The following is a 13,505-nucleotide window of genomic DNA, read 5'->3' as shown; positions in this document are numbered from 1 at the left end:
AAATACGTTTGGAATTTTCTATTACTTAGTACCATGACTATTTTTTAGCTTTATAGCATCACCTGCCAAACCCAAATGCCCTCACATGCCCTTCCCTATTCGCATCCAGATAATCAGTCCACCATAGCACCATCAGCCTCCTTTCTTCAAAATGTTCTGCCTTGTGAATATAGGCAACCTAATCTTACAAATAGTCAATAGCTTTGGTTTTCTTTTCTGTATTATATTGAGCAAAGTCATCAATTCTAAAATTAATCAGGAAAAATGAAAATTAAAGTTTTCAAGGGACACAACCTGTCTCAACCTTTGTGTAACATATGCGATATTCTTTAAAGCATTCGACCTAAATTTTATGAAAAGCAACATTCTTGCAAACCGTTTAGCCGAAATTACCGCCATGGCTTATGCTGGACAGCCACTAAATATTGCTGAATTGGCTGAAAAATTTCATGTCAGTACGAAAACAATTTACCGGGATTTTAACCGTTTACGTTCTATTCTCGACCGTTGTCCAAACACAGGAAATTACCTGCTTTCGGCATCTGCTCGGAGCCAATATAACGAACAAGATCTTGTTCGCTTGATTGATGATCTTGGGCTGAAAAAAGCACTTCCGCTTAAAGCTGCTCAGTTTCTTCGCAGTTTTATTAATAACTCAACCAGCGATTGTTATCACTTTCAAGAGCAACCTCTTGAGGCTGACTTTATTTCTTCGCTTCATAAAACCTTTGAAGCTGCGATTAAAAATCGAAGAAACGTTAGCTTCTTATACAAAGATAAGTCTCGGATGGTTTCACCATATCTCATGGTTTACAGCCATGGCAGTTGGTACTTAGCAGCAACTTCAGAAGGCATACTCAAGACTTTCTCACTTGCTCGTATTAAGTTCATGTGCGTCCAAAAAGAGTGCTTTGACTATGAGCCATCGATTGTTGAGAAAATTAAAGGACAAGACACCATTTGGTTTGGGCAGCCCATTTTTAACGTCTCTCTTGAAGTGTCGCGCGACGTTGCATTTTACTTTGAACGTAAAGCACTTTTGCCAAAACAAAAAATCATTGAAAAACGTCAGGATGGAACTCTCGTTATTTCATCTTCAGCATGGAATTACAATCAAATAGCACCAATTATTCAATATTGGATACCTAATATTCGAGTTATCTCTCCGTGTGAGCTCGATACATACATACGCAAAAATCTTAGGTCTTGGTTAGACCAGGTAAACATCAAAATGGAAGACGAAATGTTATGAAGCCCTCCCCAAGATTCATACTCGTTGCGGCATCTATGAGTGCAGGAAAATCCTCTGTAATTAATGCCCTTATTGGTAAAGAGTTACTACCTACAGGCAACGAGGCGACGACCGCCAAAGTTGCTCGCATAATCGTAACCGTGAATACTAAATCTAGTGTAAAAGCTTATTGCCACACAGGAAGCGTTGTTGATACAAGTAACACCCTATGCCCTGAGAAAATCAGGCTATGGAACCGATCAGACAAAATCGCAAGCATTGATATAGCCGTTCCGCTCTCAGGGAGAATACTACCTTCAATGCTGGCAGGGTACACGTTAATCGATACTCCGGGAGCCAATAACAGCATGGATATTCGCCATAAAGAAAAGTTTATAAATGCCGTAAAGGCTTATCCGGCAAGCCCAATCCTTTTCGTGCTAAATGCAACACAGCTCGGTACTAATGATGACGCAGAGATCATTCGTACCATTCGTGAAATAAATCCAAAACAGACTGTGATCTTTGCGCTAAACAAAGTCGATGAATTGGACGAAGAAAAAGGTGAAACCGCCAAACATTATGTAACTTTAGCGCGCAAATATCTGGAAGGGTTCGGTTACAATAAAGCCCAAATTATACCTCTGATGGCACAGTCCGCCTTGATAGCAAAAAAATTACTGAATAACGTTGAACTGCGGCGCACAGAGCAAAATATCCTTAGAGCTGAATTAGAGCGTTTTCGAGAAAACCCTTTCCACTTCAGAAGTGCAGCAGTAAGCGTACCACAAGTGTTGAAGAAAAATGTGCGAAGAAGGCTCGTAAAAATATCAAAAGGAAAAATTCCTGCGATGAGTAAAGAAGAGCTGCATGCCTTTGTTGACTACACCGGCTTAAGTACGGTGAACGCTCTCATCATGAGTGCAGTATAAATGTTGCCTGATTAAAACAAACAATCAATATCAAATCGAAACGAGACTTCCCTATGAATCACATCGCTATAACTCATAACCCATTTTTAGTAGAAACCGAATTTCTCATTAATGGTCATTCACCATCTGAAAGTTCGAACATCACGGCATATAGCTCTAAACGCTTACAACTGTGGGTAGAACAGATTTTTGATGACCTGCAGGCACTGTTTAATGGAAGCAACGACTTCTTTATTGAATTCACAGGCGTAGAATCGGACTTCAATGACATTAAAGAAGCTGCCAGCAATGCAATCCAAAAAGGTATGTGTGTTGAACTGAAGTTCAATCCTGTTGTGCCTTCTGAAGAGCGCCTGGAAAAAATCAAAGCTCTAATGACACGTGTCAGTGAAGAGTCACCAAAGTTTGCGGATTACTTAGCGAATAGCGACCTAAAAGCCAAGCAAGACTTCGAAGATGCATTGAACAATGAGTTTGATGCGTATGTGGTTGCCACCATGTCTTCAGGCAAATCCACCTTTATTAACGCTATACTGGGGCAAGACTTGCTGCCCGCTGCGAACGAAGCAACAACTGCGACCATTGCCCACATTTTTGACGACAAATCCAAAGGCGACGCTTTTTACGGCGAACGTTTCGACCGCAATGGCAATTGCATTGAGCATATGGATGATGTTGACTTGGCAATCATGAAGGAGTGGAACTCTGACTGTGAAACCAAAACCATCAGGTTGACAGGTAATATCCGCGCTATCAAAGAAAACAACAATGTCCGTCTCGTGCTGACCGACACTCCGGGGCCTAATAACAGCCAAGACCCGGAACACCAGCGTACGACACTGGGGTTTATTCAGGATTCGAAGCGTAATCCACTTATTATTTATGTTTTGAATGGAACGCAATTAGGTACAACTGATGATGCTCAGTTACTAAGACTTGTTTCAGACACAATGAGTAAAGGCGGTAAGCAAAGTAAGGATCGTTTCCTGTTTGTGGTGAACAAGATGGACATGTTCGACCCTGAAAAGGGGGAAGACATCGGAGAAGCGCTAAATCGCGTGAAAAGCTATCTCGAAGAGAATGGTATTCACGACCCTAACCTCTTCCCTGTTTCTGCGCGGATGGCTTATCTGCTTCGCAAGCAAGGTGAATTGACCCGTGCAGAGCGTAACGATAAAACAAATATTGCCGACCTGTTGCTTGAAGAACCAAGCATGGCGTTCCCGCAATATATGTCTGTCAGTACCACTGTAGCATCAACGATGCAGCAAAAAGCGCAAAATGATGACGCTTTACAAGATAAAGCGATGTGGCGTGCTCTCCTGAACAGCGGCTTACCTGGTGTTGAAGCCACGATCGATGAGTACATCAATAAATACAGCTTTCCAATGCGGCTCAACCGCGCTCATTTGGCCATGACCGCAGCGATTGAATGTGGAATGCAAGAGGCCGAGTTAATCAAACAACTGGAGATTGATGAACACGCACTTTCAATACTTCAGTCAGAAATTCATAATCTAAAAGTGCGCCGTAACCAGGGCTTCAATACACAGGCCTACAAAGAACAGTTGAAAAAAGAAGGCCGGGATTTGCCGATGGACGTGCACAATGATCTAAATGATTTAGAAATAGACGTCCTCTCACGTATCGGAGAATTGGGCGACTTGTTTATCGGTGATGTCAGTAGCAGAGAGGCAGAATCGAAAATCGATATTGCATCTAAAGATATTAAATTTCTGTTTAATCGCAGCATAAACGAGTACGAGAAGGCATTCTTGAACTCACAAGAAATTATTAAACAGGAGTTGCATCAAGAGTATCAAAATCATATAGCGCAACTGTTTCCTGAGAGTCGAACATTGGAGTTACCCGTATTTCAGTCACTGAAGAAATCTATAAGCTCTTTCTCTCTCAATATTGAATTGAAAAGTGATGAAGTGCAAACCAAAAGAGTGGTGGTTGATTCATACGAAAGAAGTACTTCGAAATGGTATAAGCCTTGGACTTGGGGAGATACAGAGACTGTTAAAGTATATGGCAATAAAGAATATGTTGATCTTCCAGAACTTTGGAAGGAACGGATTATCGTAATCCGCAATCAGTTTGCTTCCTTAAAGAGTAACGCTATTCAACGTATCAGAGAAGACAAGGACAAGCTAATTGATAACTACCTTGCATTCTTGGAAGGCGAATTTAGCACTAAATTTGCTGACATTCTTGCCGATCTAGAACAAAAAGTTGAAAACCAGACTCAGCGAGAAAATGCTATTGCTCAAGCAAAAATTGATATCGACGAAATTCGTGTTATCAAGCAAGAACTGGAAGCCATTTTACAGTTTTAACCCGTTACTGATCGACTGAAATTATCAGCCGGTCTTTTGAGGCCAGATACCATGACAGAATCTACGGAATTTGTTGCACTAAATTTAACAGCAGAAGAGTTTAAAGCGGAAATCATCGACTTTATAAAAAGCAGAGATTTTAAAGCGGAGTTACTCCGCCAAATATTGTCTGCATTACCAGATGACAAACGTGCGCTTTTCGAAGAATACCGAACCAATAGCACCACGGATCCAATTAGTGAAGACAGTTATAAGTGGGAACGGGAAGGGGGTGCTTATTTCGCCTTGCAACTCCATATGGCAGAAGAAAATTTCTGTTTAAAACGATTAGAGCACCTTATTCAGGTGAAAAGTCACCTAACAGAACGAGGTATCGCAGGTTTTTCCCGCCCGGCCTCTAGTTCGACAACAAGCCACGAAGAAGCCAAAAGTACAAAGGAAAACACAATGAGCGCTGACTTTTCATCTGTTGATTTAACAGGGTTTACCCCATCACGCTCACTAAGCAATAGCGTGAACAGTAATGACCTATCTTCTGTTCGCACTTCACTATTTATGGAAATGAATGATAAACGTCTATCAACAGCGGTTATTACCCAAGCTATAGCTTGGACACTCTCTAAATATCCAACCCTTTTTGTTGTTTACGAAGAAAACGCATATTCCCAGCAGATGGAACAAGACAAGGTAAAATGGGACACGCACTACTACCACAAACAAGAGCTATATGCAACATCCAACTTCTCATTGGAACGTATTCGTCATATGGTCGTAGTGCGTGAGCACGTGTTTACAATTGCACAAGAAGACACTCGCCTTGCAACATTGCCGAACACTCAACCACAACACCCACCGAAACAATCGCCCCCGTATCGAGAGCAACCATCAACGAGCAGCATTCATCGCCCTGAATCTAAACCAGAGAACAATGTACTGAAATCGTTACTGCTGATTGGTGGTGTGGTGGCAGCTATTGCCTTAGTTATTCTGGCTGTTATTGTTTAGCAGGACTTACAATGAATCTATCTACGACTGAAAGGGAACATCTTTATTCCGAAACCGAATTGCTTCCCGCACAACAAAAGGCGTTGACAACGCTATCAGCTGCTCATGCGCTGGTTAATAAGAGCTATCTTGCTGAACTCAAACACTACGATGTGTTACCAGTGGGAGACCAGCAAAGCGTGCTACTTAACAGAGGCGGAGATGTGCGTATTTTCCGTGTGGAACGTCTGGTTCAGGAAAACAAGCAATCTGTACTTGAAAGTACCACTGCAGCTTATACTGCATTGGGCGCAGCGGGATACACTGTATTCCTCTTCCTGAAATCTGACGGAAAAGAGACTCTGCTCTATATTGGCACACGTGGTGAGCCGGGGAAAATGCTCGGGCAAAACTCAGGCGATTTATTGCAAGAGACTTTCAAAGGGCATTTTCCGGGCAGCAAACTTACGGCACTCATAGGTACCGACGTAGACACACTATTAGATGGGCTCAGTGACAGTGACTCAATTAAAACAGTCACTGCTGTTAGCAGCGTACCCGGGCTTTCTACAGAAGACCAAACGAACTTTATGCAAGGACTGGAACGTTTTATCGATGCAGCAGAAAGCCGTACTTACGAGGGACTGATCCTGGCCGAGCCGGTGTCTATGCAAGCATTGAATACTGTTCGTACAGGCTATGAGCAAGTAGCAACGCAACTTTCTGCGCTATCGAGTCGCCAATATAGCTATGGCGTTCAGGACAGTGATGCTGTCAACCTCAGCATCAGCGAAGGGTTAAGCCACTCCTTGGGTGAAAGCCTCGGACTGACCGAAACAATAGGCAACAGTGAAAATACAACGACCTCTACTTCCCATTCTCATACCTCCAATAAAAGTAAATCCTCGCCAAACAAAAAAAATAAAATAATTGGAATGGGGGCGATGGCAATTGGCTCTGTTGCAGGCTCTCTCGGCGGGCCTTTAACAGCCATGGTTGGCGTACAAGTTGGCGGACAAATTGCGAGCATGTTCCAAACCCAAGACACAGTCGGTTCCTCTGATTCTACTTCAACAAGTGAAAGTCGCAGTCATTCGACCAACCAGTCGACGGCAACAAGTGCTACAACGACAAAGACTGACACACGCAGCACGACCAACACCAAAGGCATAACCCAAACTCAAGGCTCAACACAGCAAGTTAGTTTTGAGACGGCAGACAAAGGCATTTTAAATATGCTTGATAAGGTGGATCACCACTTAAACCGAATAAACGAAGCTAAAAGCCACGGTGGCTGGCTCAGTACCGCTTACTTTGTAAGTGATAGTGCAGCCTCCAGCGAAGCGCTATCCAGTATTTTTTTGGGGCTAACACGCGGTACTCAGTCGTCTATGGAAGATTTTGCTCTGACCACATGGGCTGGCAAAAAAGCCAATGCGATAACACAATGGTTGGGGCAGCTCGTGCACCCTAGACTCGAACCGAGTTTTGCAGGGAATACTCACATCCCCTACCTTACTCCTGCTACCTTAGTCTCGAGCAAGGAAATGGCGCTACAGCTAAGCCTTCCTCGCCGTTCTACGTCTACCGTCGTGGTACAGGAAACCGCTGCATTTGGCCGTAAAGTACAAACGCTGAACGCTGGTCTCTCTGACACCAACTTACGAACTATATCGCTGGGTCAGGTACGCCATTTGTGGACCGACTTGCCACAAACCGTGGAGTTAGACCTTGACCAACTGACAAGTCACACCCTAATCACCGGCTCTACAGGTTCTGGCAAAAGCAACACGGTTTACGCTCTGTTGGATCAAGCTATACAACAAGACATTCCATTCTTGGTTATTGAACCTGCAAAGGGTGAATACAAGCACGTCTTCGGAAATCGCCAAGATGTACGTGTTTTAGGTACTAATAACCGATTTACAGAGCTTTTGAAAATCAATCCGTTTTCCTTTCCGGAGCAAACCCATGTACTTGAACATGTGGATCGCTTGATTGAAGTATTTAACGTCTGCTGGCCAATGTATGCAGCAATGCCTGCAATTCTCAAAGATGCAGTACTGCGAAGCTATGAAGCCTGTGGATGGGATTTACACGATTCTACGTCAGCGTATTGTTCTACGTTGTTCCCTACCTTTGCCGATTTGCTGATCCAGCTCGAATCTGTAATCGCTCAATCTGCTTACTCAGATGAAATAAAAAGTAACTATACAGGTGCATTAGTCACGCGTGTTCGGTCAATGGTTAACGGACTGAACGGCCAAATCTTTGCCGCTGATGAAATCAGCAATGCTGACCTGTTCGACCGTAATGTCATCATTGATTTGAGCCGGGTAGGATCACAAGAAACGAAATCGCTTCTGATGGGGCTGTTGATCATAAAACTTGGTGAATACCGTGCGGAAAAAATGCTGATGAACCAGCAGCTAAAACACATCACTGTTTTAGAAGAAGCTCACAATATTTTGCGAGCAAACCCATCTGGTAATGGTGGAGAAGGTGGCAGCGTCGCTGAAAAATCGGTCGAAATGTTATCTAATGCTATCGCCGAAATGCGCACGCATGGCGAAGGCTTTATCATTGCTGACCAATCACCATCAGCGGTGCATATTTCAGCTATTCGCAATACCAACACTAAAATCTTAATGCGCTTACCGGATGAAACTGACCGATTGTTGGCGGGTAAATCTGCAGCACTAACAGATGAGCAAGTTGACGAAATGGCCCGTTTACCGCGGGGAGTGGCAGTAATCTATCAGAATGAATGGCTCGAAGCTGTGCTGTGTAAAGTTAACCGTTTTCCAGGACAAGAAAGGCTTTACCGTTATCAAGCAGCACCAACCAGAACAATAAGTGAAATGATATTTCGTTTTAATCTACTCACCCATCTTTTGAGTGAATACAATCAAGTGCCGTCAGAAGCAAATGAAGAGCAATTGGCAGAAGAGCTCTATAGAAGTAATTTGCCCACAGAAATGAAAATTCAACTCAGAAAGTATTTACACTCTGGTCTGACTGAAATGCTATTCAGCGACTTCTCATTTCTTGTGCCATATTTATTAGGCTGTAAGAACAAGTTAGAAAACGCTATTTGCCGAGCTAAGAGCATAGAGCAAATGCATTCTAATCTTCAAAACCTGGTTTTCGAAAAGTGCCATATCGCATCTCAAGAGCAAGTGATTATGTTGATTCAGCCTCTGCTCAGATCATTAGTCCCTAATGGAGAATTGTACACCAAACTCTACTCTGAGTGGACACAATTCGCTAAGAGAGGGCTTGCATGATGATGAATTTAATGGCAATTAAAGAGATTGCAAATAAGTTACAACCCGAACTGTCGAAAACATTAGAAAGCATTGATCCGGTAAACATCGACTTAAGCGAACTGGATCGTCCTATTCTGAAAGAAGCAGACTCAAAGCCTGAATGTGAAGAAACTGAAACCCTCCCCTTGACACAAGAGGAAAAAGATTACTATCGAGAAAAGCTCGGTTGCTCAGGAAATTTACTTGAAAATGCTACTATCGATGAAAATGGAAAAATTTACATAAAAACAATAAATGAAAGCAAAGAAGGTCAAACAGGTGACGATGGTACTATATATGAACGAAAAACTATCGAAGTGAATGGCGTAGAAGTTGAAGGCGTGTTCCCGCAATTAAATAGTACCATTGATGTACAACTTCCCGAACAGTTAACGCAGGCAAGAGATTCTGCGCAAGCAGATTATGCGAATCAAGCGCTTAAAGAAAAGGTAGACAACGATCCTGAATTTGCACAACAATTCACCGATGAACAGTTAGAACAAATTGAAAATGGTGAAACTCCCGATGGCTATACCTGGCATCACAGTGAAGAGCCAGGCAAGATGCAGCTGGTCAGCACGGAAGAGCATCAAAATAACCGACATACCGGTGGTAAAGCCATTTGGGGCGGTGGTAGAGAAAACCGTTGATTATGAGGATAGAGAAAATGAAAGAATGGCGTTATATAAAACCTTTGGTGACGGAAAGCCTTATTTCAGATGCCGAGGAAAAACTGGGCTACAAATTCACCGATTCCTATGTGGATTTTGTTAAGAAATATAATGGTGGCCGACCTCCGGTAAGTGTATTTAGTACGACTACATCACAAGAGAGAACGATTAAATCCTTTTTGTCATTCAATCCTGATGATAAAGAAAATATCATCAGATTGAACAGAGGCGTTGCTGAAATATCAAAATTACTCGTTGCTTTTGCAATAGATAACTTTGGTAATTACATATGCTTCGATAAACAACATGACATGGTCTACTTTTTGGATTTTGAGACAGGAAAAGCGGATCTGATTGACAAGACGTTTTCTGAATTTCTGCTTAAAATCGATAGTTAAGATCATGAAATAAAAATTGAAGTTTAAATATTGGCTGGTACAAAATGCCGAATTGGTTAGGTTTAGTTATATGCTAGTCAGACTAAATTTGAATTAGTGGACCCGACCCTGTAAATACTACTTAAGCCAGCCCTTTTAGTTATATACCTAAAAGGGCTATATTTTATATAACCATACCTACCGCTTCAATATCACTTCCCAAACCCAAACGCCCCTACATGTCTTTCCCTATTCGCATCCAAATAATCAGCCCACCATTGCACCATCAAGCGCCGTTCCTCAATATGTTCCGCCCTATGAATATAAGCCGCTCTTACTGAGTTCCGTTCTTGGTGGCTCATCTGCCTTTCTACTGCATCCTTCGACCATAGCCCTGACTCAATCAACGAACTACACGCCATTGTTCTAAAACCATGCCCACACACTTCCGTTTTAGTGTCATAGCCCATCACACGTAATGCGTTGTTTACTGTGTTTTCACTCATTGGTTTTTTAGGGTTATGATCGCCGATAAAGATCAGTTCGTGATTACCGCTAAATTGATAGATCTGCTTTAAGATCTCAATAGCTTGTCGGCTTAAAGGAACTAAATGGGTAGTACGCATTTTTGATCCGCGATGTGAGTGCTTAACGCCTTCTATCGCTTCGCGTTCTGCGGGGATCGTCCACATGGCATTTTCAAAATCAATTTCATCCCAACGGGCGAAGCGCAGTTCACTGGAACGAATGAAGACTAACAAGGTAAGTTTGACGGCAAGTTTAGTTAAAGGTCTTCCCTTATAATCATCAATGCGTTGTAAGAACTCAGGGAGGCGTTTAAGTTCTAATGCAGCTCTATGGACTCGTTTACCAGTGGCAACGGCGCCAGCCATATCTTGTGCTGGATTGTAGTCGATTAAACCGCTTTGTACCGCATAACGCATTATGGCTGTCACACGTTGTTGTAAACGTGCTGCCACCTCAAGACGTCCAGACATCTCTACGGCTTTAATCGGTTCGAGTAGGTCACGAGTTTTCAGTTCGGTAATATTGCGTTTACCAATAGCAACAAAGATATTGTCCTCAAGGCTTTTGAGGACTCGATGGCTATGACCTTCTGACCACTTCTTATTGGTCGCATGCCAATCACGAGCGACTTTCTCAAAGGTATTAAATTCCTTTTGTTGCTCTTCTTTAACTTCTTTGCGTTTCTCACTAGGGTCTACCCCACTGGCGACAAGCTTTCTTGCTTCATCTCGTTTTTCACGAGCATTCGCTAGGGAGACATCAGGATACACGCCAAATGCTAGCATCTTTTCTTTACCGCCAAAGCGATAACGGAAGCGCCAATATTTAGAGCCATTAGGATGAACCAGAAGAAATAGTCCGTTACCATCTGTCAGCTTATACGCCTTATCTTCAGATTTTGCAGAACGAACCTTAGTATCGGAAAGTGCCATTTTAACTATCCTCGCAGCCGAATTGCGGGTACAAAACTTTATCGAATCGGCATATACCCGCAAATGTACCCACATCATTAACTTGATGTCGGTTGAGTTGAGTATACGTTGGTAGAGTTAAAATGCGAGAGGAACCTTGCAAACACTGGATTTCAGGTACAAAAAAAGACGTCGGTTGACGTCTCTTGATGTTCTTATGGTGCCGAAGGCCGGACTCGAACCGGCACACCCGAAGGCGGTTGATTTTGAATCAACTGCGTCTACCAATTCCGCCACTCCGGCACGAAGTGATGTGTTTCTTGGAAAACGCTGTCATTATACTTGCCTTATGCCTACTGGCAACACTTATTCGTGAAGATGTTGTTTGTTCGATTAAAAAAAAAGCATATTCATTAGATTTGATAAAATCACAGGGAAAGCTTCTTTTGTTTATATATCTATTAATGAGTATGTTAACTTTTCCCAAATTATTTTTCTTATCGCGAGGCTCTCTGACTGGCGGCAGGTCATTATTTTTGTTAGTTTATCTGCAATCTAATGTCAATATTTAAGGTTTAATCATGGGTTTTGTTGGGTGGATAGCAACAGGTATCTTTATTGGCATCTTAATTGGTGTCGTCATGAAGATTTTCGCTAAGAAAAAATAATATTGGCTGAAAGGCTATTTGCAAACAATCATATCGGCTGGCTTCCAACATGAAGAAATCATTTCTAAAAGTTCTGTCTGTATCCGCATTATCTTTAGTGTTAATGGCATGTTCAAGTAAGACAGAAAAAGCACCAAAATTTCTGCAAAGTAATGATGTTGAATCCTCAGACTGGCAGGTTTTTGAGGGAGATAGAAGGACTTACGAGCGCGTCGCTAAGATTGTCGATTTATATGCTAATCGCATTTTTAATGAAAGTGATGCGCGAGGCATGGCTATTATTGTTATCGATAATAATCAGGCGCTATCGCGCTATTATGGTGAAACTGCGCCGGGTAATGGTAAAAAACCGGGCCCAAATTCATTAATTCGCATTGCATCAATTACAAAATTAATGACAAGCGAAATATTAATTAAGCTCGAGCAAGATAAGAAACTGTTAATTACTGATCCGTTGCAACAATATGCCTATCACGGTGTTAATGTTCCTGATAATGCCAGTGGGCAACCTATTCGCTTATATCATTTAGCAAGCCATACCAGTGGGTTACCTCGCGAACAACCCGGAGGGAAATGGGGACGTCCTGTTTTTATTTGGCCAACTCAAGATAACCGCTGGACATGGCTAAAAACTGGCAAGTTAGATGCAACACCGGGTACAGAAGCTTCCTACTCCAACCTTGCATATGATTTACTCGCTGATGCGATGGTTAAAGCGTCAGGGCACTCATACCCACAGTTATTTAGCCATTACGTGACTTCTCCGGCTAAGATGACAAATACCACTTACACGCCAAATAATGCTCAATGTGCCCGTTTAATGGAAGGAACGAAACCAAGCCCTTGCCATAACACACTCGCAGCAGCAGGCAGTGGTGGCGTGTATTCTACCCCTGCAGATATGCAAAAATGGATGCAACAATTTTTATCGACAGACAGTAACTTAAGAAAAGTCACCGCAGCCCGTGAACAAGGTATCTATTTCCCACGTGAAAAGCTTTTAGAAATTAAAGGGATGGATGTTGCAGGCCATGCTGATGGACTCGGCCTTGGGTGGGTGTATATGAAACCTAAAAATGGCACTCCGGGTATTTATCAGAAAACCGGTGGTGGCGGTGGGTTTAATACCTATATGGCGATGATACCACAGCAAAACATTGGGGTATTTGTGGTGATGACCCGAAAAGATAGCAGTAAATTCAGTAAATTAACGATTGGCGTTAACGAACTAGTCGCTTCATTGTCTACTAACCATGCGTATGGGAAACATTGAAGGAGTACCGCCGAAGCGTTACAAGCAATGGCGAGTTACACCCCAACCTTAAAACGTGGATTTACCCGTGTTATCACGTTAATTGCGACAACAGCCTGAGATATTCAGGCTGTTGAGGTTGTTGACAAAGCGGGATAAAAGCGTGGTTTTTCCCACTTTGTGTTATCAGCCGAAAATCAATAATTTGATTTTCCTAGTTTATTTTAAAAACCTATTCGACTTGCAGCCAAACATTATATGTTTGGCTGCAGTCTGGACAGCCTGAGATATTCAGGCTGTT

Annotated in this window: 9 protein-coding genes and 1 tRNA gene; 8 read left to right on the top strand and 2 right to left on the bottom strand. The window is 42.5% G+C overall.

Annotation, left to right across the window (positions count from 1 at the left end; genetic code table 11):
• Window positions 1–352: 352 nt before the first annotated feature.
• The 7 genes from G6Q48_RS00980 to G6Q48_RS00950 are packed head-to-tail and all read left to right on the top strand — an operon-like array spanning window position 353 to window position 9,866.
• Window positions 353–1,252 (top strand): WYL domain-containing protein, encoded by a 900-nt coding sequence (locus G6Q48_RS00980; RefSeq protein WP_166264072.1) that lies wholly within the window; start codon window positions 353–355, stop codon window positions 1,250–1,252.
• Entirely contained in the window at window positions 1,249–2,163 is a 915-nt protein-coding gene (locus tag G6Q48_RS00975; RefSeq protein WP_094961620.1) for a dynamin family protein, read from the top strand. The genes G6Q48_RS00980 and G6Q48_RS00975 overlap by 4 nt, the downstream gene beginning before the upstream one ends.
• Window positions 2,164–2,216: 53 nt before the next feature.
• Complete coding sequence (locus G6Q48_RS00970) at window positions 2,217–4,505, top strand: dynamin family protein (protein WP_166264068.1); 2,289 nt, start codon at window positions 2,217–2,219, stop codon at window positions 4,503–4,505.
• A 51-nt stretch (window positions 4,506–4,556) separates the two neighbouring features.
• On the top strand, window positions 4,557–5,510 hold the full coding sequence (locus G6Q48_RS00965) for a hypothetical protein (RefSeq protein ID WP_166264066.1): 954 nt from the start codon (window positions 4,557–4,559) through the stop codon (window positions 5,508–5,510).
• An 11-nt stretch (window positions 5,511–5,521) separates the two neighbouring features.
• Window positions 5,522–8,776, top strand: a complete 3,255-nt coding sequence (locus G6Q48_RS00960) for a helicase HerA domain-containing protein (protein ID WP_166264064.1) — start codon at window positions 5,522–5,524, stop codon at window positions 8,774–8,776.
• The gene (locus G6Q48_RS00955) at window positions 8,773–9,447 is read left to right on the top strand and encodes an HNH endonuclease (RefSeq protein ID WP_166264062.1); all 675 of its coding nucleotides are present in this window, start codon (window positions 8,773–8,775) and stop codon (window positions 9,445–9,447) included. The genes G6Q48_RS00960 and G6Q48_RS00955 overlap by 4 nt, the downstream gene beginning before the upstream one ends.
• A 2-nt stretch (window positions 9,448–9,449) precedes the next feature.
• A complete protein-coding gene (locus G6Q48_RS00950) occupies window positions 9,450–9,866 on the top strand; it encodes an SMI1/KNR4 family protein (RefSeq protein WP_256372921.1) in 417 nt (138 codons plus the stop codon).
• Window positions 9,867–10,057: 191 nt separating this feature from the next.
• On the opposite strand, the gene G6Q48_RS00945 is transcribed toward G6Q48_RS00950, so the two are convergent.
• The gene (locus G6Q48_RS00945) at window positions 10,058–11,305 is read right to left on the bottom strand and encodes an integrase arm-type DNA-binding domain-containing protein (protein ID WP_166264058.1); all 1,248 of its coding nucleotides are present in this window, start codon (window positions 11,303–11,305) and stop codon (window positions 10,058–10,060) included.
• Between the two features lie 197 nt (window positions 11,306–11,502).
• A tRNA-Leu gene (locus tag G6Q48_RS00940) sits at window positions 11,503–11,587 on the bottom strand.
• A 414-nt stretch (window positions 11,588–12,001) separates the two neighbouring features.
• On the opposite strand from G6Q48_RS00940, the gene ampH reads away from it, so the two are divergent.
• Complete coding sequence (ampH, locus tag G6Q48_RS00935; protein WP_166264056.1) at window positions 12,002–13,225, top strand: D-alanyl-D-alanine-carboxypeptidase/endopeptidase AmpH; 1,224 nt, start codon at window positions 12,002–12,004, stop codon at window positions 13,223–13,225.
• Window positions 13,226–13,505 lie beyond the last annotated feature (280 nt).

This window comes from Providencia sp. M-27 (assembly GCF_011077905.1).
Taxonomy (GTDB): Bacteria; Pseudomonadota; Gammaproteobacteria; order Enterobacterales; family Enterobacteriaceae; genus Providencia; species Providencia huaxiensis.
The sequence above is the reverse complement of the archived record's forward strand: the minus strand, read 5'-3'. Positions and strand labels throughout refer to the sequence as shown.

What these genes read in the sequence shown, in the direction of transcription:
- G6Q48_RS00980 (WP_166264072.1), top strand. Translation starts at nt 353, where the DNA reads ATGAAAAGCAACATTCTTGCAAACCGTTTAGCCGAAATTACCGCCATG.
- G6Q48_RS00975 (WP_094961620.1), top strand. Translation starts at nt 1,249, where the DNA reads ATGAAGCCCTCCCCAAGATTCATACTCGTTGCGGCATCTATGAGTGCA.
- G6Q48_RS00970 (WP_166264068.1), top strand. Translation starts at nt 2,217, where the DNA reads ATGAATCACATCGCTATAACTCATAACCCATTTTTAGTAGAAACCGAA.
- G6Q48_RS00965 (WP_166264066.1), top strand. Translation starts at nt 4,557, where the DNA reads ATGACAGAATCTACGGAATTTGTTGCACTAAATTTAACAGCAGAAGAG.
- G6Q48_RS00960 (WP_166264064.1), top strand. Translation starts at nt 5,522, where the DNA reads ATGAATCTATCTACGACTGAAAGGGAACATCTTTATTCCGAAACCGAA.
- G6Q48_RS00955 (WP_166264062.1), top strand. Translation starts at nt 8,773, where the DNA reads ATGATGATGAATTTAATGGCAATTAAAGAGATTGCAAATAAGTTACAA.
- G6Q48_RS00950 (WP_256372921.1), top strand. Translation starts at nt 9,450, where the DNA reads ATGAGGATAGAGAAAATGAAAGAATGGCGTTATATAAAACCTTTGGTG.
- G6Q48_RS00945 (WP_166264058.1), bottom strand. Translation starts at nt 11,305, where the DNA reads ATGGCACTTTCCGATACTAAGGTTCGTTCTGCAAAATCTGAAGATAAG.
- ampH (WP_166264056.1), top strand. Translation starts at nt 12,002, where the DNA reads ATGAAGAAATCATTTCTAAAAGTTCTGTCTGTATCCGCATTATCTTTA.